The sequence below is a fragment of the Rhodococcus sp. (in: high G+C Gram-positive bacteria) genome, assembly GCF_049286785.1.
Classification (GTDB): Bacteria; Actinomycetota; Actinomycetes; order Mycobacteriales; family Mycobacteriaceae; genus Rhodococcus_F.
Window position 1 is genome coordinate 1 of sequence record NZ_JBAQEO010000019.1, and the last position, 25,108, is coordinate 25,108.

General features: G+C 65.5%; 27 protein-coding genes. 11 read left to right on the top strand and 16 right to left on the bottom strand.

Annotated features, from left to right (window positions below):
- Positions 1–51 precede the first annotated feature (51 nt).
- Both WAW17_RS00845 and WAW17_RS00850 read right to left on the bottom strand, forming a co-directional pair.
- Positions 52–282 (bottom strand): DUF3107 domain-containing protein, encoded by a 231-nt coding sequence (locus WAW17_RS00845; RefSeq protein WP_422331170.1) that lies wholly within the window; start codon positions 280–282, stop codon positions 52–54.
- 151 nt (positions 283–433) lie between these two features.
- Complete coding sequence (locus WAW17_RS00850; protein WP_422331140.1) at positions 434–1,114, bottom strand: ferritin-like fold-containing protein; 681 nt, start codon at positions 1,112–1,114, stop codon at positions 434–436.
- 325 nt (positions 1,115–1,439) lie between these two features.
- Between WAW17_RS00850 and WAW17_RS00855 the strand changes: the two genes are divergently transcribed.
- Together WAW17_RS00855 and WAW17_RS00860 are read left to right on the top strand one after the other, a co-directional pair.
- Positions 1,440–3,068: a DEAD/DEAH box helicase gene (locus tag WAW17_RS00855; protein WP_422331141.1), complete on the top strand. Its 1,629-nt coding sequence runs from the start codon at positions 1,440–1,442 to the stop codon at positions 3,066–3,068.
- 9 nt (positions 3,069–3,077) lie between these two features.
- Positions 3,078–4,292 carry a hypothetical protein gene (locus tag WAW17_RS00860; protein WP_422331142.1) on the top strand — a complete coding sequence of 405 codons (1,215 nt, stop codon included), beginning with the start codon at positions 3,078–3,080 and terminating at the stop codon, positions 4,290–4,292.
- A 114-nt stretch (positions 4,293–4,406) separates the two neighbouring features.
- On the opposite strand, the gene WAW17_RS00865 is transcribed toward WAW17_RS00860, so the two are convergent.
- Positions 4,407–5,204, bottom strand: coding sequence for a ParA family protein (locus tag WAW17_RS00865; RefSeq protein ID WP_422331143.1), 798 nt, complete (start codon positions 5,202–5,204; stop codon positions 4,407–4,409).
- A 69-nt stretch (positions 5,205–5,273) separates the two neighbouring features.
- On the opposite strand from WAW17_RS00865, the gene WAW17_RS00870 reads away from it, so the two are divergent.
- Together WAW17_RS00870 and WAW17_RS00875 are read left to right on the top strand one after the other, a co-directional pair.
- Positions 5,274–5,900 carry an acid phosphatase gene (locus WAW17_RS00870; protein WP_422331144.1) on the top strand — a complete coding sequence of 209 codons (627 nt, stop codon included), beginning with the start codon at positions 5,274–5,276 and terminating at the stop codon, positions 5,898–5,900.
- A 3-nt stretch (positions 5,901–5,903) separates the two neighbouring features.
- Positions 5,904–6,377 (top strand): GNAT family N-acetyltransferase, encoded by a 474-nt coding sequence (locus tag WAW17_RS00875; RefSeq protein ID WP_422331145.1) that lies wholly within the window; start codon positions 5,904–5,906, stop codon positions 6,375–6,377.
- 18 nt (positions 6,378–6,395) lie between these two features.
- On the opposite strand, the gene WAW17_RS00880 is transcribed toward WAW17_RS00875, so the two are convergent.
- Positions 6,396–6,830 (bottom strand): hypothetical protein, encoded by a 435-nt coding sequence (locus tag WAW17_RS00880; RefSeq protein WP_422331146.1) that lies wholly within the window; start codon positions 6,828–6,830, stop codon positions 6,396–6,398.
- A 75-nt stretch (positions 6,831–6,905) separates the two neighbouring features.
- On the opposite strand from WAW17_RS00880, the gene WAW17_RS00885 reads away from it, so the two are divergent.
- Together WAW17_RS00885 and WAW17_RS00890 are read left to right on the top strand one after the other, a co-directional pair.
- Complete coding sequence (locus tag WAW17_RS00885) at positions 6,906–7,862, top strand: diacylglycerol/lipid kinase family protein (RefSeq protein WP_422331147.1); 957 nt, start codon at positions 6,906–6,908, stop codon at positions 7,860–7,862.
- Between the two features lie 239 nt (positions 7,863–8,101).
- Positions 8,102–8,356 carry a WhiB family transcriptional regulator gene (locus WAW17_RS00890; RefSeq protein ID WP_073359278.1) on the top strand — a complete coding sequence of 85 codons (255 nt, stop codon included), beginning with the start codon at positions 8,102–8,104 and terminating at the stop codon, positions 8,354–8,356.
- Positions 8,357–8,459: 103 nt separating this feature from the next.
- On the opposite strand, the gene WAW17_RS00895 is transcribed toward WAW17_RS00890, so the two are convergent.
- Both WAW17_RS00895 and WAW17_RS00900 read right to left on the bottom strand, forming a co-directional pair.
- Positions 8,460–9,962 (bottom strand): sensor histidine kinase, encoded by a 1,503-nt coding sequence (locus tag WAW17_RS00895; protein WP_422331148.1) that lies wholly within the window; start codon positions 9,960–9,962, stop codon positions 8,460–8,462.
- A gap of 21 nt (positions 9,963–9,983) precedes the next feature.
- Entirely contained in the window at positions 9,984–10,199 is a 216-nt protein-coding gene (locus WAW17_RS00900; protein ID WP_422331149.1) for a biotin/lipoyl-binding carrier protein, read from the bottom strand.
- A 109-nt stretch (positions 10,200–10,308) separates the two neighbouring features.
- Between WAW17_RS00900 and WAW17_RS00905 the strand changes: the two genes are divergently transcribed.
- On the top strand, positions 10,309–10,383 hold the full coding sequence (locus WAW17_RS00905; RefSeq protein ID WP_095887907.1) for a 50S ribosomal protein bL37: 75 nt from the start codon (positions 10,309–10,311) through the stop codon (positions 10,381–10,383).
- A 72-nt stretch (positions 10,384–10,455) separates the two neighbouring features.
- Here WAW17_RS00905 and rsrA read toward each other — a convergent pair whose 3' ends face one another.
- Positions 10,456–10,737: a mycothiol system anti-sigma-R factor gene (rsrA, locus tag WAW17_RS00910; protein WP_422331150.1), complete on the bottom strand. Its 282-nt coding sequence runs from the start codon at positions 10,735–10,737 to the stop codon at positions 10,456–10,458.
- Positions 10,734–11,465, bottom strand: coding sequence for a sigma-70 family RNA polymerase sigma factor (locus tag WAW17_RS00915; protein WP_422331171.1), 732 nt, complete (start codon positions 11,463–11,465; stop codon positions 10,734–10,736). Before WAW17_RS00915 ends, rsrA begins: the two co-directional genes overlap by 4 nt.
- Before the next feature lie 133 nt (positions 11,466–11,598).
- On the opposite strand from WAW17_RS00915, the gene ybaK reads away from it, so the two are divergent.
- Complete coding sequence (gene ybaK / locus WAW17_RS00920) at positions 11,599–12,093, top strand: Cys-tRNA(Pro) deacylase (RefSeq protein WP_422331151.1); 495 nt, start codon at positions 11,599–11,601, stop codon at positions 12,091–12,093.
- Here the strand turns inward: ybaK and WAW17_RS00925 are convergent.
- The gene (locus WAW17_RS00925; protein WP_422331172.1) at positions 12,080–12,835 is read right to left on the bottom strand and encodes an SOS response-associated peptidase; all 756 of its coding nucleotides are present in this window, start codon (positions 12,833–12,835) and stop codon (positions 12,080–12,082) included. The genes ybaK and WAW17_RS00925 overlap by 14 nt on opposite strands.
- Before the next feature lie 87 nt (positions 12,836–12,922).
- Here WAW17_RS00925 and aroA point away from each other — a divergent pair, with 87 nt between their 5' ends.
- Together aroA and rsgA are read left to right on the top strand one after the other, a co-directional pair.
- A complete protein-coding gene (aroA, locus tag WAW17_RS00930) occupies positions 12,923–14,239 on the top strand; it encodes a 3-phosphoshikimate 1-carboxyvinyltransferase (RefSeq protein WP_422331152.1) in 1,317 nt (438 codons plus the stop codon).
- Entirely contained in the window at positions 14,185–15,225 is a 1,041-nt protein-coding gene (gene rsgA / locus WAW17_RS00935) for a ribosome small subunit-dependent GTPase A (protein WP_422331173.1), read from the top strand. Before aroA ends, rsgA begins: the two co-directional genes overlap by 55 nt.
- A gap of 52 nt (positions 15,226–15,277) precedes the next feature.
- On the opposite strand, the gene WAW17_RS00940 is transcribed toward rsgA, so the two are convergent.
- The 6 genes from WAW17_RS00940 to WAW17_RS00965 all read right to left on the bottom strand — a co-directional run bounded on the left by WAW17_RS00940 (position 15,278) and on the right by WAW17_RS00965 (position 21,548).
- Positions 15,278–16,516, bottom strand: a complete 1,239-nt coding sequence (locus WAW17_RS00940) for a fatty acid desaturase family protein (protein ID WP_422331153.1) — start codon at positions 16,514–16,516, stop codon at positions 15,278–15,280.
- Positions 16,517–16,632: 116 nt separating this feature from the next.
- The gene (locus WAW17_RS00945; RefSeq protein WP_422331154.1) at positions 16,633–17,880 is read right to left on the bottom strand and encodes a fatty acid desaturase family protein; all 1,248 of its coding nucleotides are present in this window, start codon (positions 17,878–17,880) and stop codon (positions 16,633–16,635) included.
- A 62-nt stretch (positions 17,881–17,942) separates the two neighbouring features.
- Positions 17,943–19,058, bottom strand: a complete 1,116-nt coding sequence (locus WAW17_RS00950; protein ID WP_422331155.1) for a ferredoxin reductase — start codon at positions 19,056–19,058, stop codon at positions 17,943–17,945.
- Positions 19,059–19,149: 91 nt separating this feature from the next.
- Positions 19,150–19,662: a DUF6912 family protein gene (locus WAW17_RS00955; RefSeq protein WP_422331156.1), complete on the bottom strand. Its 513-nt coding sequence runs from the start codon at positions 19,660–19,662 to the stop codon at positions 19,150–19,152.
- Between the two features lie 30 nt (positions 19,663–19,692).
- Positions 19,693–21,117 carry a WS/DGAT/MGAT family O-acyltransferase gene (locus WAW17_RS00960; protein ID WP_422331157.1) on the bottom strand — a complete coding sequence of 475 codons (1,425 nt, stop codon included), beginning with the start codon at positions 21,115–21,117 and terminating at the stop codon, positions 19,693–19,695.
- Positions 21,111–21,548 carry an HAD-IA family hydrolase gene (locus tag WAW17_RS00965; RefSeq protein ID WP_422331158.1) on the bottom strand — a complete coding sequence of 146 codons (438 nt, stop codon included), beginning with the start codon at positions 21,546–21,548 and terminating at the stop codon, positions 21,111–21,113. Before WAW17_RS00965 ends, WAW17_RS00960 begins: the two co-directional genes overlap by 7 nt.
- Before the next feature lie 259 nt (positions 21,549–21,807).
- Here WAW17_RS00965 and WAW17_RS00970 point away from each other — a divergent pair, with 259 nt between their 5' ends.
- On the top strand, positions 21,808–22,194 hold the full coding sequence (locus WAW17_RS00970) for an Rv3235 family protein (protein ID WP_422331159.1): 387 nt from the start codon (positions 21,808–21,810) through the stop codon (positions 22,192–22,194).
- 22 nt (positions 22,195–22,216) lie between these two features.
- Here WAW17_RS00970 and secA read toward each other — a convergent pair whose 3' ends face one another.
- Positions 22,217–25,078: a preprotein translocase subunit SecA gene (gene secA, locus WAW17_RS00975; protein WP_422331160.1), complete on the bottom strand. Its 2,862-nt coding sequence runs from the start codon at positions 25,076–25,078 to the stop codon at positions 22,217–22,219.
- Positions 25,079–25,108: the final 30 nt, after the last annotated feature.

The following is a 25,108-nucleotide window of genomic DNA, read 5'->3' on the forward strand; positions in this document are numbered from 1 at the left end:
CCACGGACTGCGGGTCCTCTCGTCTCAGCTCACACAGCACACCGGGTGCGCTCAGGAGGTAGGCGCGAACCCGACCTTCCGGATGTCGGACGGGCCGATCTCCACGTACGCGACCTTGCTCGCCTGAATCAGGAACTTGCGTCCCTTGTCGTCCTCCAGAGACAGGATCCCGTCGCCACCGGTGAGGGCGCCCGAGACCAATGTCTCGACCTCGTCCGGGGTCTGCTCGCTGCTGACGATGAGCTCACGCGGGCTGTCGATTACACCGATCTTGACCTCCACGGTCAACCTCCGAACTGTTCGAGAAAACATCAGCTGTCCCGGCCAGGCTAATGCAGGCGATACCGTCGGTGCGCTTTCTCCGACTGTGCCCTGAGCGAACACGCCACGAGCACCATCCGTGCAGCATCGACGCGACCGGGTCGCAGCAGTATCAGACCAGGCCGAGTACGGCCATGCGCTCGGCATGCATTTCCTGCATCCGGTCGAACAAGGCGACGACACCGTTGAGATCCCCGGACGCGGAGATCACGAGGTCCGTCAGCGCATCACGCTGGGCGAGTACGAACTGCGCCTGGGTGATGGCCTCGCCGAGCAGGCGCCTGCCCCACAACATCAACCGGTCCTTGTCCCGGTTGCTCGCCTGAACAGCCTGCTGCACCTCGTGCACGACGAACTCCGAGTGCCCGGTCTGCGAGAGCACCTCCTCGACGGTTCGCGCGGCCTCGCCAGGCAGTGAATGCCCGATCTCGCGGTAGAAGTCGGCAGCGAGCCCGTCGCCGACATACGCCTTGACCAACGCCTCGAGCCACGTCGACGGCGTGGTGGACTCGTGATAGTTGTCCAGAGCCCGGACGAACGGATCCATGGCTTCGTAGATGTCGTAGCCGCGTGCCGTCAGCGCCTGCTCGAGCATCTCGAAGTGCCCCATCTCCGCCGCCGCCATGCTCGCCAGCGCCACTTTTCCCTGCAGCGTCCGCGCCATCCGGGCATCTTCGGCCAGACGGTAGAAAGCGGAGATCTCGCCGTACGCGAGCACTGCGAAGAGCTCGCTGACACCGGGGTGATCAGCGGGAATGGTCGAGGTAGGCGATTCGGGCGTATTGGCTTCCATGCCGCCAGAGCCTAGTGCGTCCACAGGTGATGTATGCCATGTGTGACCGGCGTCGGAGCGGCCTGCAGCTACAATAGTGATGGGCAACCGCTCGTTACCCCGTTCGGCTTCATTCGTAACGCGGGTTCGACGAAGATCGGCATCACGATCCGATCGGCGGTTCTCCACCGATAATGTGCGCGCACCTGATCGACGGTCCTCGCCGCGCCTCGCCGAAATCTTCGATTTCCGTGCTGAGGCGGAGGCAGGATCGACTCGGAAGAGGACCTCGACAAGCGTCGACTGGGAAATCGGGCCGACCAGCGGCCCAGCCCTCACCTCGTACGTGCGTGCAGCTACGAGGAAGGCCAGTCCGCTGAGCAAGATCACCATCGACCACGAAGACGACGCGACCGAGACCACGCTGTCGGCGCAACTCGACTCCACACACGTCGCCCCCACCTTTGCCGAACTCGGGGTTCGCGACGAAATCGTCCGAGCACTCGACGAGGCCGGCATCTCGCGCACCTTCGCCATCCAGGAACTCACCCTGCCGCTCGCCCTCGCCGGGGACGACCTGATCGGCCAGGCGCGCACCGGCATGGGCAAGACGTTCGGATTCGGGGTCCCGCTGCTCCACCGCATCACCACCGGCACCACGGGAACCGCTGCGCTCGACGGCACACCCCGTGCACTCGTCATCGTTCCCACCCGTGAACTGTGTATCCAGGTCACCAAGGACCTCGAGAACGCAGCGAAGTACCTGAAGGGCGAGAAGAACAAGCTCGAAGTTCTCGCCATCTACGGCGGACGTCCCTACGAAACCCAGGTCGCGACCCTCCAGAAGGGCGCTGACGTCGTCGTGGGCACACCCGGCCGGTTACTCGACCTCGCCAACCAGGGCCACCTGATCCTGGGCAAGGTCGAGGTACTGGTCCTCGACGAGGCCGACGAGATGCTCGACCTCGGGTTCCTGCCCGACATCGAGCGCATCCTCGGCATGGTGCCGGACAAGCGCCAGACGATGCTCTTCTCGGCCACCATGCCCGGTCCGATCATCACTCTCGCCCGCACGTTCCTCACCCAGCCCACGCACATCCGCGCCGAGGAGGCCGAATCCTCGGCCATCCACGAGCGGACGAGCCAGCACATCTACCGTGCTCACGCCCTCGACAAGGCAGAAATGGTGGCCCGGGTGCTGCAGGCGGAGGGACGCGGCGCGACGATGATCTTCACCCGGACCAAGCGGACCGCCCAGAAGGTGGCGGACGACCTCGCCGAACGCGGGTTCTCCGTCGGCTCCGTCCACGGCGACCTCAACCAGGTTGCTCGCGAGAAGTCGCTCAAAGCGTTCCGTACCGGCAAGATCGACGTCCTGGTCGCCACCGACGTGGCGGCCCGCGGCATCGACATCGACGACGTCACCCATGTCATCAACTACCAGTGCCCCGAGGACGAGAAGACGTACGTCCACCGCATCGGCCGCACGGGCCGGGCAGGACGCACCGGTATCGCCGTGACGCTCGTCGACTGGGACGACATCCCCCGGTGGCAGCTCATCGACAAGGCTCTGGGCCTCGGAATTCCCGATCCGGTCGAGACGTACTCGAGCTCGCCGCACTTCTATGAGGAGATGTCGATCCCGGCCGGCACCTCCGGCTCCGTGAAGCGCGCGCCGGCGGAGAAGCTGGAGAAGGTAACTCCGTCCCGGTCCGGGGAGCGTTCGGAGAACGCAGAGAAGGCAGAGAAGGCCGATCGTCCGGCCCGCACCCGCACTCGTCGACGCACACGGGCCGGCCATACAGCGGATTCCGTGGGCCCGAAGTCCACATCTGCCGACTCGACCGCCCCGGTGTCGCCCACCACCGCGTCGCCCACTACAGCCTCGGACACCGAGGGTGAGGGCGCGTCCAAGCCCCGCCGCCGCCGTCGCGTTCGCACCACGAAGGTCGGCGCCAACACGAACGCGGAGTAGACAACCACCGTGCTCGCACCCGAGCGGCGCTCACGCGCCGATCTCGTCGTCGCTGCCGCACTCGCGCTGGCAGTCGTGCTCGCAGTCTCGGTCGTGTGGCTTCGCAGCGATGCCCGGGGTACCACCTCGGTCACCGCCGCGACGCCTCCGTCTCCCCCGGTGACTGCGCTGAGCGTGCCCGAGACGCTGAATCCGATCTGGACCGCATCCAGCCCCGTCACGACCGCTCCACTGGTCGTCGGCGGGGCTGCGGTGACGGCGGACGGCGGGACCGTGACGGGGCGGGACCGCATCTCGGGGGCCGAGGTGTGGCGCTACGAACGTGACCTCGATCTGTGCGGGGTGAGCGCGTCGTGGGACACGATCGTCGCGGTATATCGTGACGACCGCGGTTGTTCCCAGGTCACAGCCCTCGACGGCGGCACGGGCGAACGCCGGGCGCAGCGCACGAGCGACGCCGACGATCAGGTGACGCTGTCGGCCGACGGAACGTACCTCGCGTCGGTCGGTGACCGGCGCATGGAACTCTGGCGGTCCGATCTGGTACGCACGGTCGAATACGGCCGCGTCGATGCTCCCGTCAATCCCGGGAAGCAACCGCGCGAGGGATGCACACTGATCGACGCCGGTTCGAGCAGTAGCCGACTCTCCGTGCTCGAACGCTGCCCGGGTGAGATCGCAGACCGTCTGACGGTGATGAACCCCTCGCCCAAGGACAATCAGGAACCCGAGGTGTACGGTTCGAGCGTCCTCGCGGGTGTCGAGGAAGGCACCGAGGGTCTGCGCATCCTCGACGTGTCCGGCGAGACCACTGCCCTCTACCTTCCTGCGGGCACGAGGTACGTTCCCCGCATCGGGCTGTTCGACGGCGCCGGCAAGGCCGTCTCCGAATACCCCCTGGCCGCGCCCGTAGGCGCGAATTCGGTTACCGCGACAGCTGATTCGGCGACCACCTGGTGGACGGGCTCCGATGTGATCTACCTGGCGCAGTCCGACCTCGCGCCCCGGTGGATCCTTCCCGGCGCGCTCGGGCCCGGTGCCGTGATGGCCGGCAACCTCCTCGTCCCCGTAGCCGGCGGGATCGCCGTGCTGGACCTGTCCACCGGCACCGTACTGCGTACCGTCCCCGTCCAGCGCGATGCCGGGCCGGGGCCGATCACCACGACGGTGGCCGGGGACGTCGTGCTCGAACAACGCGGGGACACCGTCGTCGCCCTACGGTGACGATCGCCACCGGTCTATCGGATTCGGCGAACACCACGAGACAGCCGTCGAGGTCGCGCACCCGGATTTCCCGGCGCCCGGTTCACGTGCACATCGGTCTCGACAGGTGCGGAACTACTCGACGGCTGTGCCCGCGAAGGTGACGAGTTCGGACCCCGCCCAAAACTTGGCCAGATTCTCGGCCAGTTCCCGATATGCCTGCGCGCCCTTGTTCTTTCGCCCTGCCAGCACGGTGGCGCCCGACGCCGTTGCCTCGGCGAATCGCACCGTCCGCGGGATCGGCGGCGCGAGGACGGGAAGGTCGTACCGATCGGAGACGTCGGCGAGCACGTCGCGACTGTGGGTGGTGCGGGCGTCGTAGAGCGTGGGCAACGCGCCGAGCAGAACCAGATCTGGGTTGGTGATCTGCTGCACTTCACCCACCGTGCGGAGCAATTGCCCCACACCTCTGTGGGCGAGCGTCTCGCACTGCAACGGCACCAGCACCGCGTGTGCCGCCGTGAGCCCGTTGAGGGTCAGCACGCCGAGCGACGGCGGGCAGTCGATGATCACCGTGTCATAGTCGCCAAGGATCGACGCGAGTGCGCGTTTGAGGGCGAACTCGCGGCCCGGACGCATCAGCAGTAGCGCTTCCGCGCCCGCAAGGTCGATGGTTGCCGGTATCAGCGACATCCCGTCCTCGGTACCGATCACCACGTCCTGCGCAGACAGATCGCCGGTCAGCACCTCATGGACGGATCCTTCGAGTTTGTCCGGGTTGTGCCCGAGGGAGAACGTGAGGCAGCCCTGCGGATCCAGGTCCACCACCAGCACCTTCTGCCCCAGCGACACGAGCGCCGCACCGAGAGAGGCGACCGTGGTGGTCTTGGCGACCCCACCCTTCTGATTTGCCACAGCTAGAACCGTTGTCACGGCTCGATCCTTACCTACTTCACCGGCAGAGGCGACCCATATCCGCATATTCGCTGACATGATGGGTGGATGCCATCCAGTGATTCGCCACGCGACCGCCGGATCGTCATCCTCCGGCACGGCGAAACCGACTGGGCGCGGGAAGGCCGGCATACCGGCCGGACCGACGTACCCCTCACCGACCTGGGCGAGCAGCAGGCGAGACAACTGGGTCCGGCGATCGACGCGCTCGAACTGCGCGACCCCCTGGTGCTGGTCAGTCCCCGACGGCGTGCCCAGGAGACGGCCCTGCTCGCCGGATTGAAGATTCATCGCACGTGGGACGCCCTGGCGGAATGGGACTACGGAATCTACGAAGGCAAGACGCTGCCCGAGATCAGGCGCGACGTGCCCGACTGGACGATCTGGACTCATCCCTGCCCGAAAGGCGAACTGGCCGAACAGGTGCACACCCGGTGTGGTCTCGTGACGTCCGTCACCCACTCCCAATTGCCCGACCGGGACGTGATCCTCGTCGGTCACGGGCATTTCTCCCGCGCCCTGATCGCCCGGTGGATCGAACTACCCCTGATCGAGGGACGCCGGTTCGCCATGGTGCCGGCCTCGTACTCCGTCCTCGGTTTCGAGTACGGGGCGGAACAAGTCATCAGCCACAATGTGACAATCGAGCACACGAAAACACGGCAGGATGGGTGAAAGATGATCAGACGCGCAGTACCCGACGACGTCGACGCGATCACCCACATGATCTACCAGCTCGCGGAGCACCAGCGGTCCCGAGACGAGTGCACGGTCACCACCGATCAGATCCGGGACGCACTGTTCGGCCCGCAGCCGTCCACGTTCGCTCACGTCGCCGAGAGCGACAAGCAGGTGGTGGGCATCGCGGTCTGGTTCCGCAATTTCTCGACCTGGGACGGAACGCACGGGATCTACCTCGAGGACCTGTTCGTCGATCCCGCAGAGCGTGGCGCCGGCCACGGCAAGGCTCTGCTCGCGGCTCTCGCGAAGGAGTGCGTCGACAGCGGGTACACGAGACTGTCGTGGTCGGTAATCGACTGGAACACACCATCGATCGAGTTCTACGAAGCCCTGGGCGCGCAGTCGCAGCAGGAGTGGATCACCTACCGGCTCACCGGCGAACCACTGGGGCAGCTGGCGTCCGAGGTGTGAGCGCGACGCCGGTGTGATTCACGCGTCCGGCCTGTCCGGCGTGGCGTCCTGGCCGTACTCGGCCGCCATCCATCGGGACGTCGGACCGCTGAAGAGACAGCCGAGTGCCACCAGGACGACCACGCCGAGCAGTACACCGAAGAACGGCTGATGAGAGTCCGTGAGCAGCGCCCACGCGACCGGAAGCAGGAGTAGTTGCGCGACGATGGCGATCGCCCTGCCCCAGCGCCGTCCGACGATCAGCGCAACTCCCGCAGCCGACACTGCGCCACCGAGGATGGCGAACCATGCCGCCGTTCCGTACCCGCTGCTGACGCTCTGGTCGTGGCCGAGCAACCCCCGAACCACGAGCACGAGGGCCACGCCGACGGCGACTGTGCCCTCGAGAGCAACCAGGGCACCCGCTGAGCGGACCGTGGTGGGGACGGACGTGATCGGAGAGGGCTTCGGCACGCGGCCAGCCTAGAACACGGGCGGCCGGCGCCCTCCCAATGGTGACGTGTCGGCGCCCCGTTAGGCTGACGTCCCGTGCGCGCGCTGCTGATCGTCAATCCCAATGCCACTTCGACGACCCCGGCCGGACGCGATCTGCTGGCCCATGCACTGGAGAGCCGGGTGCGGTTGACCGTGGCGCACACGACGCACCGCGGCCACGCCGCCGAACTGGCGAAACAGGCCTGCGCGGACGGGATGGGACTCATCATCGTCCACGGCGGCGACGGCACCGTGAACGAGGTGGTCAACGGCCTCCTCGGCGCTCCTGTTCCGGACTCCATGAAATCCGTGATCTTGGGTCCGATTCCGCCGATCGCGGTGGTTCCGGGCGGATCGGCGAATGTGTTCGCCCGCTCGCTGGGGATTGCGGCCGACCCGGTGGACGCCACCAATCAGCTCATCGATCTTCTCGCTCAGCGGCAGCGCCGGCGGATCGGTCTCGCGCATTGCGACAACCGGTGGTTCACGTTCAACGCCGGTCTCGGTTGGGACGCCCAGGTGTGTGAGGCTGTCGACGCACACCGAAAGAATGGACGCCCCGCCACACCGGCGCAGTACGTGCGGGCGGCCGTGCGGGTGTTCTTCCGGTCGAAGTACGCCGATCCCTCCCTGACGGTCGAATTACCGGACGGTGTGCGGATCGAAGGCGTCCATTACGCCTTCGTGTCCAACACCAGTCCCTGGACATACCTGAACAAGCGCGAAGTGCACACCAACCCGGACACCACGTACGACACCGGTCTGGGCGTCTTCGCCATGATGTCCACTTCTCTCGTCACCACACTGCTGGTCGCCCGCCAACTCCTGAAGCCCGGGGCAAGTCCGAAGGCAAGGAAATTGGTCCGGATCGACGACGTGCCGTCGGTACGGATTCGCGCCGCCGAGCCCATCGGGCTGCAGATGGACGGTGACTACATCGGCCTCCGGGACGATGTCGAATTCGTCTCCGTACCCGACGCTCTCGACGTGGTGGCTCCGCCGCAACCCTGAGCATTTCCCGAGAATCAGGCGCTGGACCTCGCGGTACGCGACGATCCGGAGTAAAAAGGACGGCGCACCCCACTGAAGGCCACGCGAAAGTGAATTGGCCCACGGTGTGACGGAATTCTATTGACATCCCGTCAGTTCGTGAAAGCATTCACAAGCAACAGTGCGGAAACATTCTGTACGCACAGATGAATTCACCAAGTCGAAACGGTGCAAGATGCACCCAGTTAAGGAGCAGAAAGATGGACTGGCGCCACAAGGCTATCTGTCGCGACGAGGACCCGGAATTGTTCTTCCCGGTGGGGAACAGCGGCCCGGCTCTCGCGCAGATCGCTGATGCCAAGGTTGTCTGCAATCGCTGCCCTGTCACCGCCGACTGCCTTTCCTGGGCTCTCGAGTCGGGCCAGGACGCCGGCGTGTGGGGCGGCATGAGCGAAGACGAGCGACGCGCACTCAAGCGCCGGAACGCTCGCACGCGTGCCCGGACGACCGTCTGATACATAGTGGGAAGACGGGCCCGGCACCACATGGTGCCGGGCCTTCTGCTTGCTGGACGCTGTTGGCGGGCCCTCGTGAACGCGACCTCCAGGAACGCGACCTCTAGAAACGCGGCCCGCGCCGCCCGACCGGAACACGCAACACCGCATCCGTTCCGCCGTCCGTTCCGGGATGCAACCCGAGGGAACCGTTCAGGTCCGTGGCCACGAGCGTTCGCACGATCTGCAGGCCGAGCCGGTCCGAGCGTTCGAGACTGAAGCCCGGCGGCAACCCCTTGCCGTCGTCGTGGATCACGACGTCGAGCCACCGCGCCGAACGCTCGGCTCGCATGGTGACCGTGCCGGAAGCCCCGGGCTCGAAAGCGTGCTCGATGGCGTTCTGCACCAATTCCGTCAGCACCATCACCAGCGGGGTGGCGCGCTCCGCCGAGAAGACTCCGAAGCTACCCTCCCGGCGCACCTTGATGGGCGTGCTCGCGGTGGCCACGTCGGACAGGATCGGCACGAGCCGGTCCACGACCTCGTCCAGATTCACTTCTTCGTCCACGGACATGGAGAGCGTGTCGTGGACGAGCGCGATCGAGGTGACCCTCCGCACCGACTCGCTGAGTGCCTGCCGAGCTTCCTCGTTGTTGGTCCGACGAGCTTGCAGTCGCAGCAGTGCCGCGACCGTCTGCAGGTTGTTCTTCACCCGGTGATGGATCTCACGGATCGTGGCGTCCTTGCTGAGCAGGGCACGGTCGCGGCGCTTGACCTCGGTGACATCGCGCACCACCACGGCGGCGCCGACCCGTCTCCCGCCGGGCTTGAGTACCAGCGCGCGCATCAGCACGGTCGCTCCCCTCGCCTCGATCTCCATGCGCCGGCCCGGTCTGTCCGCGAGGGTTTCGCGAATGTAGGCGGCCACTTCCTGGGACTCGAAGGGATCGGTCACCAGCTCCCGGGTGGTCGACGCGAGGTCGCGTCCGATGAGATCCGAGCTGAGGCCCATCCGGTGGTACGCAGAGAGCGCGTTGGGACTGGCATACACGACGCGCCCCTGAGGGTCGAGCCGGATGAACCCGTCACCGGCGCGCGGACTCGAGTTCGTGTCCGATCGCGCTTCCCGGATCGGGAACGTGCCGTCGCTGATCATCTCGCACAGATCCCCGGCGCAGTCCAGATAGGCGACTTCGAGAGGGCTCTGTGCACGCTGGTGGGAGAGATTGGTGTCCCGGCTGAGTACGGCGATCACCTTGCCGTCCCACCGCACCGGGAGTGCCTCACCCCGTGGCGGCACACCTGCATCGCTGCGCGCACCGGCAGGGCGCACTACCCGCCCCTCGACGAGGGCCTGCAGCACCTGAGGGTGCTCCGACTCCGAGACGACAGTCCCGACGACGTCTTCGGGGAATGCGGTCGAGGCGGTCGTCGGGCGGCAATGCGCGACACAGATGACCGAGCCCGACGAGCCTGTACCGGCGGTGTCGGTGGCGACCCAGAGCAGAACGTCGGCGAACGAGAGGTCGGCGAGGAGCTGCCACTCGCCGACGACGCGCTGGAGATGGTCGACCGCCGCGCCGGGCAGATCGGTGTGTTCGGCGAGGAGATCGCTCAGAGTGGACATCGAGTACCGTGGCGTGTCAGCTCAGGAGATGACCGCGATGAGGTCGCCCTGTTTGATGACGTCACCGACCTGCACGTCGACGGATGTGACGGTGCCGGGTTCCTCCGCGATGACCGGGATCTCCATCTTCATGGATTCGAGGATCACGAGAGTGTCGCCCACATTCACTTCATCGCCCGGACTCACCACGACCTGACACACCGTCGACACCATTTCGGCCCGCACGTCCTCTGCCATGTGATCCTCACTCCTGGGTGTCCTGCTTCCGGGACCTCTGGGATAACCCTGCTGAACAGACACCCAATCACACGTGGAACACTGGAGTGAACAGAAGGGAGACCTACTCATGGGTAAGCGTGGTCGCAAGAAGCGCAGCCGTAAGGGCAGCGCCGCTAATCACGGCAAGCGTCCCAACGCCTGACGCGCCGTACACAAGCCCTCAGGGGCCGGACAGCATTGTTGCCTACCGGCCCCTGAGGGCTTTTCTGACCGCCTAGATGTCGGGATCCGTATTGGTGAGAAGGATCGTGCGCCGAAGCTCGATGGAGAGCCTCTGACGCAGGCTTGCCGGCGCGTGCTCGTTGCCGCACTTCCGGCTCACGAGGCGCTTGACCTTTTCCTCGATGCCGTACGCCTCGAGACAGGACCCACACTCGTCGAGGTGGCGCTGCAGTCGCGCCCGTGACGCTTCGTCACATTCGCGATCGAGCATCAGCCACACATCCGCGATCACGGCGGAGCAATCGAGTCGCTCGAATTCGTCCTGCTCGCTCACCGCGAAACCTCCTCTTCCGACTTCGACGACGGTGTCCCGGCGCCGGCACCACTTCGGTTGAAGCCGCGCTCGCGCGCCACCTCGGCCAGGAGGCCACGCAACTGCTTACGGCCCCGGTGCAGCCGGGACATGACGGTGCCGATCGGGGTGCCCATGATCTCCGCGATCTCCTTGTACGGAAAACCTTCGACATCTGCGTAATAGACCGCCATCCGGAATTCCTCCGGCAACGACTGCAGGGCTTCCTTGATGTCGTCGTCGGGGAGGGCGTCCAACGCCTCGACCTCCGCCGACCGCAGCCCGGTCGACGAGTGCTCGGCCGTGGCGGCCAACTGCCAGTCGGTGATCTCGTCGGTGGGGTACTGCGCCGGCTGACGCTGCTTCTTGCGGTACGTGTTGATGTACGTGTTGGTCAGAATCCGATACATCCACGCCTTGAGGTTCGTGCCGTCACGGAACGAACGGAACGCCGTATAGGCCTTCACATACGTTTCCTGCACCAGATCCTCGGCGTCCGACGGATTGCGAGTCATTCGCAGCGCCGCACCGTACAGCTGATCCAGAAGCGGGAGCGCATCTCGTTCGAAACGCGCGATCAACTCGTCCTGAGGCTCGGGCCGATCCCCCGTCGGACGGTCATGTTCCTGCACGCTGATCCCTTCGGTCGCCGTAGGCGTCAACGTTACCGCCAACAGCAGACGCGAGGTGGGCTCCACTAACGAGGCCATCACGACTTCGACCACTCCCTTCGCTGGACACTCACCCCTGCAGGGACCAACACATTCGTCCCGCGTGGTGTTCCCGGGCCTCCCGGTCGGCCGTCGCGAGCGGCGGAGGTGGGCAGGTGGCAGAGTGTCGTCCATGGCCGGAACCGCCACTCCCGCGACGAAACTTCTCGACACACAGCGTGTGAATCACCGTGTACACAGCTACACGCCCGATCCGCGGGCTGAATCGTTCGGCTCGGAAGCCGTCGACGCACTCGTCGACACCGTGGATGTCACCGCGCACCAGGTGTTCAAGACTCTGGTGATCAAGCTCGACAGCGGCAAGCTCGCCGTGGCCGTCCTTCCCGTTCCGGAGAAGCTCTCGCTGAAATCTGCGGCCGCGGCGCTGGGCGCGGGCAAAGCGGTGATGGCGATACGCGCCGAAGCGGAACGATCCACCGGGTACGTCTTCGGGGGAATCTCTCCGCTCGGCCAGCGCAAGGCATTGCCCACCGTGATCGACGACTCGGCCCTGACCTGGGACCGCGTGCTGTGCAGCGGGGGCAGACGCGGCCTCGAGATCGAACTCGCTCCCGCGGACCTCGTGCGGCTCTGCGGCGCCGTCACCGCAGCCATCACAGCAGGCTGATTTGCTCCCCCACCGCCGCATCTGCACGGCCTGCGCTGACGGGCACGAGCAACTCGGGCCCGTTGTTCTTCACACTGTTCACGAGCGGCGAGACCCGGTGCACCGTGATGTCGGCGACAGCGTCGAGGGAAACCTCGAGAAGATCCGCCGACGCCGGCCGCTCCGGGTCGAGCCACGCCGTCCACCGCTCGCGGGGCATCACCAGCGGCATCCGGTCGTGCACCCCTTCGAGCCGGGCAACCGAATCGACCGTGATGACGCTGCAACTGAGCACCGGGGTCGAATCCGCCACCGCCGGGTCGTGCCACACCGCCCACAACCCGGCCATGTACAGGGGGGATCCGTCCTCGGGCGCCATGTAGTACGGGACCTTGTGGGCCTTGCCCGCCCCCTTTCCCGTCCCGAACCCGGTTTCGGTCTGCCACTCGTACCAGCCGTCCATCGGCACAAGGCAGCGACTGCGCGCGAACGCACTCCGGAAGGCCGGCTTGGTCGCCACCGAGTCCGCACGAGCGTTGAACAGAACCGGGCCCTTGCCGAGTTCCTTGGTCCACGGCGGCACCAGACCCCACCGCATCCGGCGGATCCGCCGCGCGCCGTGCCGATCCACCACCGTCAGCACCCCGGTGGTGGGGGCCACGTTGTAGTCGGGCGGACCATCTTCCGTCCCCGTCTCGTTGATCGCATCGAGGTCGGCCGCGAGCGTCGCGGGGTTCGCTGTAGTCGCATACCTGCCGCACATGACCACCACGATCGCACGAACCACCGACACGACCCGCGCGCGGCACACACCACCCACGCCCACCGGCGCTCCGCCCGATAGGCGAAGATGGACACCGTGAGCCTGAGTCTGTGGAAAGCCCCGCGCGCCGAAGGGCCCGTCGTCGCGACCGTCACCCTGCCCGGATCGAAGTCCATCACCAACCGCGCGCTGATCCTCGCCACCCTCGCGAACGGCCCCTCCACGCTCAGCGGTGTGTTACGCAGCCGCGACACCGACCTCATGATCGACGCGCTCCGCACTCTCGGAACGCGTATCGACGGCGGTGACAACGACACCACCCTTCGCGTCACTCCGCGCACACTCCGCGGCGGTTCGGTCGACTGCGGACTTGCGGGCACCGTCATGCGGTTCCTGCCTCCGGTTGCTGCGCTCGCGCACGGCGCCGTGCACTTCGACGGAGACGAGCAGGCGCGCTCGCGTCCGCTCGGGACGATCCTCGACGCCCTCCGCCGTCTCGGCGCGGACATCGACGGTAGCTCGCTGCCGTTCACGGTGAACGGCTCCGGCTCCCTGCGCGGTGGTCGAGTGACGATCGACGCCTCGGGCTCGTCCCAGTTCGTCTCCGGCCTCCTGCTGTCCGCCGCAGCCTTCGACGAAGGAGTCGTCGTGCACCACGACGGCAAGTCCGTGCCGTCCATGCCGCATATCGACATGACCGTCGAGATGCTGCGCCAGGCCGGGGTCGAGGTCTCGACACCGGCCACCGGTGGCGAAGCGGACACCTGGACGGTGCTCCCCGGCGAGATACGAGCAGTGGACCGAGCCATCGAACCGGACCTGTCGAACGCCACCGCCTTCCTCGCCGCCGCCGCCGTCACCGGCGGTGAAGTCACTGTGCCCCTGTGGCCGAGCCGGACGACCCAGCCCGGCGACGCCATTCGCGACATCCTGCGGGACATGGGTGCCGACGTCCGGCTCGAGGGGACCGACCTGACCGTCCGGGGACCGGCCGCGTTGCGCGGAATCGACATCGATCTCCACGACGTGGGTGAGCTGACTCCCACTGTCGCGGCGCTCGCCGCTCTCGCGGAGACTCCGTCGCACCTGCGCGGGATCGCGCACCTGCGCGGGCACGAAACCGACCGGCTCGCCGCCCTCTCCCGGGAGATCGACAACCTCGGTGGCAGTGCGACCGAGACCGAGGACGGGCTTGCCATCCATCCGCGCCCTCTGCACGGCGGAACCTGGCGTTCCTACGCCGATCACCGCATGGCCACCGCCGGAGCCATCATCGGGCTCACGGTCGACGACATCGAGATCGAAGACATCGGCACCACGGCAAAGACGCTCCCCGGGTTCGAAAGACTCTGGGCCGCAATGCTGTCCAGCCGATCGAACACTCGACGAAAGGTGGAACTCTGAGTCGCCGGCAGTACGACGAGTCCGATGTCCGGATACGTCCGGGCAGGGGGACGCGTCCACGCACCAAGACCAGACCGGAGCATCTCGGCGCCGAATCGGCGATGGTCGTCGCGGTCGATCGCGGGCGGTGGGGTTGCGTGCTGGGCGGGGACCCGAACCGTCCGATCGTGACGATGCGGGCCCGCGAATTGGGCCGCACTCCCATCGTGGTGGGCGACGAAGTGAGCGTCGTCGGTGACCTCTCCGGCAAACCCGACACTCTCGCCCGGATCGTGAAGGTGGCCGACCGCAGCACGGTCCTGCGCCGCACCGCCGACGACACCGACCCGTACGAGCGCGTCGTCGTGGCCAATGCCGAGCAGTTGCTGATCGTGGTTGCTCTCGCAGATCCACCGCCACGCACCGGATTCGTCGAGCGCGCCCTGGTTGCCGCCTACGCCGGCGGTCTGCTACCCATCGTGTGCCTGACCAAGAGCGACCTACAATCGCCGGAGGAATTCGCGAGCACATTCACCGATCTGGACGTTCCCGTGGTCGTGGCCGGCCGCGACGATCCCCTCGACGAACTCGTAACGATGCTCTCAGGCAAGCTCACCGCACTGATCGGCCATTCCGGAGTCGGCAAGTCGACTCTGGTCAATCGTCTCGTTCCCGACGCGGATCGGGCGGTGGGGGTGGTATCCGGTGTCGGCAAGGGCCGCCACACCTCCACCCAGTCCGTCGCGTTGCCCCTCCCCTCCGGCGGCTGGGTGATCGACACCCCGGGCATCAGGTCCTTCGGACTGGCTCACATCTCACCGGAGAACGTGGTGGCCGCTTTCTCGGATCTTGCCGCCACCATCGAGGACTGCCCGCGAGGGTGCACACACCTGGGCCCGCCCGCCGATCCCGAGTGCGCCCTCGACCGACTCGAAGGCAAGTCCGCCGCACGCGTCGACGCGGTCCGTCACCTCCTCACAGCCATCGCTTCCAACGAAGCCTGGTGAGGGACGAACCGCGTCGAACGGTAGGACTTTTCAGCCGAGAACAGCTACACGTCTAGCGTGCGAGCAGTGTACGCAACCCGCGGCGTTTCCGGGTCTGCGCAATTGCGGTGCGCAGGCCCTGCCGCTGACCGGTGACGGGATCGACTGTGGCGGTGGCCTTTCCGCCGAACTTGCGCTCGGACGCGGTCTCCGGAGCATCGTCTGCGGTCGCCTTGAGATACTTGTTCGGCAACGACAGCTTGGCGATGGTGCGCCAGGACTTGCCGTACTGCACGAGGAAGGGACCGGTCGTGTACGGGAGATCGTACTTCTCGCACAGTTCACGAACCCGCACAGCGATTTCGGCATAGCGGTTACTCGGCAGGTCTGGGAACAGGTGGTGCTCGATCTGGTAGCTCAGGTTGCCGGACATGAAGTCCAGCACCTTGCCGCCCTCGATGTTGGCACTACCGAGCATCTGCCGCAGGTACCACTGAGGTTTCGTCTCCTGGTCGATCTCGGCCTTGGTGAACTTCTCCGCACCATCCGGAAAGTGTCCGCAGAAGATGATGGCGTTGGTCCACAGATTGCGAATCACGTTGGCGGTCATATTGGCCGTCATCGTGCTCTTCCACGCCTTGCCGGTGAGCGCCGGGTAGACGAGGTAGTCCTTGAGGACCTGCTTACCGATCTTCTCGCCGACCTCGCGCAGTTTTCGCTGGGTCTCCTCTTTCGGAATGCGTCCCTTGGCGACCTTCCCGAGTTCGAGGTGCTGCGCCGCGACGCCGTACTGGAACAGCAGCGCCAACAGCGTGTTGTAGGCGATGTTGCCGGCGTTGAACGGCTTCCAGCGCTGGTCGCGCGTGACGCGGAGCAGACCGTATCCGACGTCATCGTCCATGCCCAGCACGTTGGTGTACTTGTGGTGCAGATAGTTGTGCGTCTGCTTCCAGTGCGCGGACGGGCCGGTGTTGTCCCACTCCCACGAGGTGGAGTGGATCTCCGGATCGTTCATCCAGTCCCACTGGCCGTGCATCACGTTGTGGCCGAGTTCCATGTTCTCGATGATCTTCGCTACGCCGAGCATTCCGGCCCCGAGCAGCCAGGCCGGACGCCGACGACTACCGAAAAGCACTGCGCGGGCGCCGATTTCAAGTCCGCGCTGCAGCCGAATCGTGTTACGTACATACCGCGCGTCGCGCTCACCACGCGACTCTTCGATATCGCGGCGGATCGCATCCAACTCGCGCCCGAGCGCCTCGACATCGGCCTCGGTGAGATGTGCATATTCCTTGACATCTGCAATCGCCATGGGGGACCTCCTCCTGGCTGGTTCGACAGTTCACACCCGATAGGCGCTGACCGACCTACCGTACCGTACCGTAGGTTACGGCACCGTAGGTTACGGCCTTGCAGGTGTGAGAGAAATCACCGACGACGGCGAGGCATCCGGGCCTCGGCACGGGCGCGAAGGGCCGACACGAGTCCGCGCCGCTGCCCGGTGACGGGATCGGTTCGCAGGGTGTCGACCGCGGCGGCGCCCATGTCACGGAACTTACGTTCCGAGGACGTCTCGGGAGCGTCGTCGGACGTTGCCTTCAGAAAACGGTCGGGCAGCGCCAGCTTGTGAATCGTACGCAGAGCGAGCAGGTACTGCTTGGCGAGCGATCCCGTCGTGTACGGAAGGTCGTACTTCTCGCACAGCGCCCGGACCTTCACGGCGATTTCCGGGTAACGGTTGCTGGGAAGGTCGGGGAACAGATGGTGCTCGATCTGATAGCTCAGATTCCCGCTCATGAATCCCATGAGCTTGCCGGAATTGAAGTTTGCGCTGCCCAGCATCTGCCGCAGGTACCACTGGTGCCGCGTCTCGTTCTCGTATTCCTCGACTGTGAACTTCTCGGCTCCGTCCGGGAAGTGCCCGCAGAAGATCACGACGTACGCCCACAGGTTCCGGACGAGGTTCGCGGTAGCGTTGGCCGACAAGGTCGACTTCCACGACGGTCCCGACAATGCGGGAAACAGAACGAAGTCCTTGCCGACCTGACGGAAGATCTTGCGGGCGAAATCCTTGTTGGCCTGCGAATTGAGCTGGTCGGGCTCCGCACCCTCGAGTTCGATGGCCTTGCCGAGATCATGGAGCGCGATGCCCCACTCGAACGTGGCGGCCAGGATCACGTTGGCAACGGGCTGGAGCAGATTGATCGGCCGCCACGCCTCGTCGCGGGTCATGCGGAGAATGCCGAAGCCGACATCGTCGTCCATGCCGACGATATTGGTGAACGTGTGGTGGGAATAGTTGTGGGCCCGCTTCCAATGCTCGGACGGTCCCGTCTGGTCCCACTCCCACGACATGGAGTGGATCTCCGGATCGTTCATCCAGTCCCACTGGCCGTGCATCACGTTGTGGCCGAGTTCCATGTTCTCGATGATCTTCGAGAGTGAAAGCATGGCGGTGCCCGCCAGCCACGCCGGACGGTACTTGCTTCCGAACAGTGCGAGGCGGCCACCCAACTCCAGCAGTCGCTGTGTCCTGATGGTCCTGCGGATATATCGGGCGTCGCGGACGCCCCGCGAATCCTCGACGTCGAGCCGGATCGCATCCAGCTCCCGGCCGAGTGATTCGATATCCGCGTCTGTGAGATGCGCGAACTGTTTGATGTCGGTGATCGCCACCGTGCTCCTTCAAATGGTGTGAGTCCGAGGATAGCGGAGTCAGGTGAACGGCACGGTGATGCCTATGCGTCGAGGGTGCAGTCCCCCGCAGCCGCTGAGATGCAGGTCTGGACCCGTTCACCCTCGGTATGGTGCTTGCCCGACCGCAGGTCGATGGCGTGTCCGGAGAGTATCGGGACGACGCAGGTCTGACAGATGCCCATCCGGCAGCCGAACGGCATGAGTGCCCCCGCCTTCTCGCCGGCCTCGAGGAGGGTGGTAGCACCGTCGATGGAGATGGACTTGTCGGCCTTGGCGAACGTTACGGTTCCGCCTTCGCCCGAGGTGTCCGCCCGGGAGACCGCGAACCTTTCGAGATGCAGACGATCCTCTATGCCCTCGTCCTGCCACCGCGATTCGATCTCGTCCAGCATCGGGAGCGGCCCGCAGGCCCACGTCTGACGTTCGCGCCAGTCCGGGCACACCTCGTCGAGTGAATTCAGGGCGAACTTTCCCTGGCTGCGCGTCAGCTGAATCCGGCACCGGAAGTTGTCGTGCTCAGCATGCAGCGCTTCGAGTTCGTCCGCGAACATCACGGCGGCGTCCGTGGGGGCGGAGTGGACATGGAAGACGTCGGGAAGCTGCCCGCGCCGATTCATCGTGCGGAGCATTGCCATCACCGGAGTGATCCCGCTTCCGCCGGTGATGAACAGGATCCGCTCCGGCGGCGGGTCGGGAAGCGCGAAGTTGCCGGTCGGCGTCGCGAGTCGGACGATGGTCCCCGAAGGCACGCCGTTGACCAGGTGGCTGGAGAGGAAACCCTCCGGCATTGCCTTGACCGCGATCGAGATGCGCTTGTCATCCCAGTTCGGCGGTGACGTGAGTGAATACGAACGCCAGTGCCAGCGACCGTCCACATGGAGTCCGATGCCGATGTACTGACCGGGTTCGTAGTCGAAGTCGAAGCCCCAGCCGGGCTTGATCACTATGGTGGCGGAATCGGCGGTCTCCGCACGCACTTCGACGATCTGGCCCCGCAACTCGCGGGCCGACCACAGTGGGTTGGCCAGATGCAGGTAGTCGTCGGGCAACAGCGGCGTCGTGAGCCGTGCCGCGGCACCCCGCAACCAATTGAGTTTGGACCGTCCGGCTGGCACGACCGCTGCCGCGGGCGCCTCGATCCAATCCTTGAGACCCATCCGACTTCACCTTCTTCCGTCAAGACCTACGGTACCGTAGGTAGTTAACCTACGGTACCGTAGGTTACTCGAAAGTCAGTCACGTCGCCGCTCAGAGCAGTTCGAGCAGGAACGGAAGTTCCTGCGTGGCATACCAAGCCAACACGTGGTCGTCGACGTCTCCCAGCACGAACTCCGCATCGGGATCGCCCAGATCTGCCTCGTCGATCGCGTCCACAGCCAGTTCTACGTACCTCTCCGCCTCCGCAAGATCCACGTGGACCGCCGCGACCTGACGGAGATTCACGGGCCCGGGAAGGCGCACCACGGCATCGTCCAGATCCGGCCTCGGGGTCACGTCGTCGACGTCGGCAGCGACCACCACACGGCGGAACCGCACGCCCTCGCTCCCCCCTTCGGAGACCCGGCCGGCGATCAGCCGCAGCGAGGCGCGCGCGGCCTCGGCCATCGCGACCTCCGCCAACTCCTCGTCGTCGCCCGAAGAATACGCCTCCCTCAGCGTGGCCGTGACGGCGAAGGCTGTGCGGCTCATCGGATCGAATTCCTGATTCTCCAGCAGCCGGTTCAGGAGCTCGATCGTCGCGGGGACGTACACCCTCGTCATTGCTTACCCGTCATTCGCACTGCGCACTTCTCAGCGGCTGGCATCCAACAACTCCTCGAGAGATTCGTACAGCAGTGCCGCCACCACGTCCACATCGGCCATGGCGTCGCGGTCTGCATTCAAACCGTAGTAGACGTTGCCGTCGTAGGACGTCAGCGCAATGCTCAGTGTCTGATTCTTCAGCAGCGGCGACACCGGATACATTTCGAGCATCCGGGCGCCCCCGACGTACAGGGGCATCTGCGGGCCGGGCGCGTTGGTGATCATCAGGTTGAACATCCGCTGCGAAAAGCTGCTCGCCACACGGGCGCTCATCGCATGCAGAGTGGCCGGCGCGAAACCCGACAAGCGCACCAAGGTCTGGGCGGTGACGCCCCGGCTCGGCCCCGCGTGCGCCTCCATGGCGTGCGCCACATGCGAAAGCCTCACCACCGCGTTCGATTCTCCTACCGGAAGATCGATGAGGAACGACGACACCATGCTTCGCGGATCCGACCAATCGCCCGGCCGGGTGGGTGTGCGTGCTTCTTCCGAATCCGTCGCGTACACCGACATCGGGACCATCGCCCGGACCGTGGTCGACTCGGCCACCGGCTCCCCCCGCGACAGCAGCCAATAGCGCAGAGCCCCTGACACGACCGCCAGGATCACATCGTTGACCTCACACCCGTACCGTGCCCGGATTTTTCGATAGTCGCCCAGTTCGGTCTTGACCACAGCGAACCGCCGGTTCCGGGAGATGGGTGCGTTCAGCGGAGTGGACGGTGCCACCTGAGCGGCAGTACGCACCACCGCAGCCACCTTGCCGGCGGCACGAACTGTGTCACCGAGCGAAGAAAGCAGGCCGTTCACCGTCATCCGCAGCGAGGACAAGCCCTCCCGCGGGCGCGCCACCATCTCGACGAGCGCTCCTGCGACGAGGGTGGACTCGCTCGGTTCGGCGGAGGGCATCCACAGTTCCTCGGCCATCGGCTTCCGCACCTTGGTCGTGTCGAGAATGACCTGGCTGATCTCGAGCGCCGTCTCACCGTCCACCAGAGCGGAATGCGACTTGGTGAAGATCGCGAAGCGGTTGTTCGACAGACCTTCGACCAGGTACATCTCCCACAGGGGGCGAGTGTTGTCCAGCGGCCGCGAGGTGAGCCGGGCAACCAGATCGTGCAACTGCGCATCCGATCCAGGTTTGGGCAGCGCAGAACGCCGGACGTGATACTCGATGTCGAAGTCCTGATCGTCCACCCACACCGGACGCGACAGTCCCAGGGCGACTTCCCGCACCTTCTGCCGGTACCGGGGTACCAGGCTCAGCCGTTCCTCGACCAGTCGCAGCAATTCTTCGTACGACAACCCATTTCGTGGCTTCCGGAAGATCGCCAGCGATCCCACGTGCATCGGCGTGCTGCTCGCCTCGAGGAAGTAGAACGAGGCGTCCTGCGTCGTCAGTCTCGTCACCATGTCGATTCCTGCCCCCCTTGCATCTCATCCCCGTCCAGATCGAGAAGTAGTGAAATCTCGTCGGCGGTCACCGAACCTTCGATGTGATGGATACCGACCATTCCGATCTCCACCGCACCGCGAACATTGCCCGGCAGGTCGTCGACGAAGACACAGTCGCCGGGATCGACTCCTAGGAGTTCCGCCGTCTTCAGGTAGATCCTCGGATCCGGTTTGGCCACACCGAGGTCCCCCGACAACACCACGAGGTCGACGACCCGACCGTCCCCCAGATCTCGTAACCATTGCGCATGAGGCCCTCCGGGATCGTTGCTGAGAATCGCTGTCCGGACACCCCGCAGGCGGGCATCTGCAATGACGAGCGACAAGCGGTCCGCGTCCGAACCGGGGCCCGCCAGAACCCCACCGAAATCCAGTATCAATCCCCGCACGCACCCACCCTAGGTTCCCGCTGCCGGTCGGGCGACACGACGGGCGGTTCCGTGCAACGATGACACCACGACGGCCGTCTCATGCCGATACCGGGGGGAAGAAATGAGTGAGTCCTACACGTTCCTGTCACGCGCACCGCGTTCGGAACCCGATTCGACACGCCGTACCGGACAGCCGGGCGAACGCGAAGGACGTCGAGGCCGGCGATGCTCTCAGATCAGGCCTTCGGTAGTCCCGCGTGCGTCGGCGCATTCCGGATTGTCACCTCGCCCCGGGAATTCCAGCTCGTCCGGTGCTGCGCACTGCGCGCCGCCCGATGCCCAGCGCTTCATCGAACACGCTTTCCGGCTCGTCCTCGAGGTCCTCGATCGGCGTCGCAACGCTCAGCAATTGCGACCGCTCGTCGCGGCGCCACTCGTCGATGTCGTGCGGACGCTTGCGCTTGCGTCCTCACCTGCGAGGCGACTCGGCGTCGCAACCCTTCGCCGGGTGCACCTGCGACCGCTCGATTCCGGCAAGTTCGACTGCCCGGCCGCCGAGGCGTTCGGAACCTACGGGCGGGGAAGCCGGGTCTTCGTGATCGCAGCCCGTGTCGAGAAAGTACCCGCCACGGGCTGGACCATCACTTCTCTGGTGATCGGCTGATCGCCGGGCCGGGAACCCGCCGTCAGCGCTTGCGCTTGGAACGCGGCGCCTTGCCGGGCTTCGACTGCGACCGTGCGGCCTCGCGTCGCTGACGCCTGGTCCCGGTCTCCGCGGTGTCTTCTGCTCCGCGGCGGCTCAGGTGGGCGCTGCCGTCCTCTGCCGGACCGGAGTACGTGAGTCCCCGCGGCTGATCGTCCTCGTCGAGACCTTTGGCACGCAGCGCCGGCGGCGCCGCGGTTTCGGGAGCCTGGGGCGCAGCCTGCTCGGTCGGCAACGATCGAGGCGCAGCCTGGACCGGCGAGACCGCGGCCGTGGCGGCGGCCGATGCCGCGGTCACGCTGATGCCAGGAGCCGCGGCCTGCGGAGCCGACGCCTCGACCTGCAGATTGAACAGGAATCCGACGGACTCCTCCTTCAACCCTTCCAGCATTGCAGTGAACATGTCGAAACCTTCACGCTGGTACTCCACGAGCGGATCCCGCTGGGCCATGGCACGCAGACCGATGCCCTCCTTGAGGTAATCCATCTCGTAGAGGTGTTCACGCCACTTGCGGTCGAGCACGCTCAGCAGAACCCGCCGCTCGAGTTCGCGCATGGCACCGTCACCGGCAAGTGCGTCTATCTCCGCCTCGCGGCGCGCGTAGGCATCGTGCGCGTCCTTGCGCACGATGTCGCGGAGATCGTCCCGGCTGAGGTCCTTCTCCGAACCGTCCGCACCCTCGCCGACCAACTCCTTGTAGTCGAGGCTGATCGGGTAAAGCGTCCTGAGCGCGGTCCACAGCTGTTCGAGATCCCAGTCCTCGACGTACCCGTCGGCGGTCGCACCGTCGACATACGCGGTGACCACGTCGGTGATCATCTTCTCGACCTGGCCCTCCATGTTCTTGCCCTCGAGGATCTGACGGCGCTCACCGTAGATGACCGTGCGCTGCTGGTTCATCACCTCGTCGTACTTGAGGACGTTCTTGCGAATCTCGAAGTTCTGCTGCTCGACCTGCGTCTGGGCGCTCTTGATCGCCTTCGAGACCATCTTCGCCTCGATGGGCACGTCGTCGGGGAGATTGAGCCGCGTCATGATCGACTCGAGTGCCGCCCCGTTGAAGCGCCGCATCAACTCGTCGCCGAGAGACAGGTAGAACCGTGATTCACCCGGATCGCCCTGTCGACCGGAACGACCGCGCAGCTGGTTGTCGATACGCCGGGACTCGTGACGCTCGGTGCCGAGTACGTACAGTCCGCCGGCTTCGCGGACCTTGTCGGCGTCGGCCTTGACCTCGGCCTTGACCTGCTCGAGAACCTCGTCCCACGCCGCCTCGTACTCGTCGGGGGTGTGGACGGGATCGAGACCGCGCTTGCGCAGCGCGATGTCCGCGATGATGTCCGGGTTGCCGCCGAGGACGACGTCCGTACCGCGACCGGCCATGTTGGTGGCCACCGTGACCGCACCGGACCGCCCGGCCTCGGCGATGATCGTCGCCTCCTGCTCGTGGAATTTGGCATTGAGCACGTTGTGCGGGACTCCGCGCTTGGCGAACTGCTTCGACAGGTATTCCGACCGCTCCACGCTGGTGGTACCGATCAGGACCGGCTGACCCTTCTGATGCCGTTCCGCGACGTCGTCCACGACGGCGTCGAACTTCGCTTCTTCGGTCTTGTAGATGAGGTCACCGTTGTCGACGCGGATCATCGGCCGGTTGGTGGGGATCGGGATGACGCCGAGGTTGTAGATCTGGTGCAACTCGGCCGCTTCGGTCTCGGCCGTACCCGTCATGCCGGACAGTTTGTCGTACAGACGGAAGTAGTTCTGCAGGGTGATCGTGGCGAGGGTCTGGTTCTCGGCCTTGATCTCCACCTTCTCCTTGGCCTCGATCGCCTGGTGCATGCCCTCGTTGTACCGACGTCCGACCAGGACGCGGCCGGTGAACTCGTCGACGATGATCACTTCGCCGTCGCGGACGATGTAGTCCTTGTCCTTGGTGTAGAGCTCCTTGGCCTTGATGGCGTTGTTCAGGTAGCTCACGAGAGGTGAATTGGCGGCCTCGTAGAGGTTGTCGATTCCCAGCTGGTCCTCGACGAGTTCGACGCCCGCTTCGTGGACGCCGATGGTCCGCTTGCGAATGTCCACCTCGTAGTGGACGTCGCGCACGAGCAGCGGCGCAATGCGCGCGAACTCCGCATACCACTTGCTCGAGGCGTCCGCGGGACCGGAGATGATGAGCGGGGTTCGCGCCTCGTCGATGAGGATCGAGTCGACCTCGTCGACGATCGCGAAGCTGTGACCGCGCTGGACCAGGTCGTCCAGTGAGTGCGTCATGTTGTCGCGCAGGTAGTCGAACCCGAACTCGTTGTTGGTGCCGTATGTGATGTCGGCCGCGTAGGCGGCGCGGCGCTCCGCCGGCGACATTCCGGAAAGGATCACACTGGTATCCATGCCGAGGAAGCGGTGCACACGCCCCATCCACTCGGAGTCGCGCTTGGCCAGGTAATCGTTGACCGTGACCACGTGCACACCGTCTCCGGCGATCGCATTGAGGTATGCGGGCAGCACACAGGTGAGCGTCTTACCCTCACCCGTCTTCATCTCGGCGATGTTTCCCAGGTGAAGGGCGGCGCCACCCATGATCTGGACATGGAAGTGCCGCTGGTCGATGACGCGCCAGGACGCCTCGCGGGCAACCGCGAACGCCTCGGGAAGCAACTCGTCGAGCGTTTCACCGTCTCGGTAGCGGGACCGGAACTCATCGGTCTTCGCGCGCAGTTGCTCGTCGGTCAGGTCCTCGACGTCGGAGGACAGCGAGGAAACGTGGTCGGCGATGTGCTTGAGCCGCTTGACCATGCGACCTTCACCAACACGGAGCAGCTTGGATAGCGACAGCGACGGCACAGTCTTGTTCGTCCTCAATCTTCGGCAACA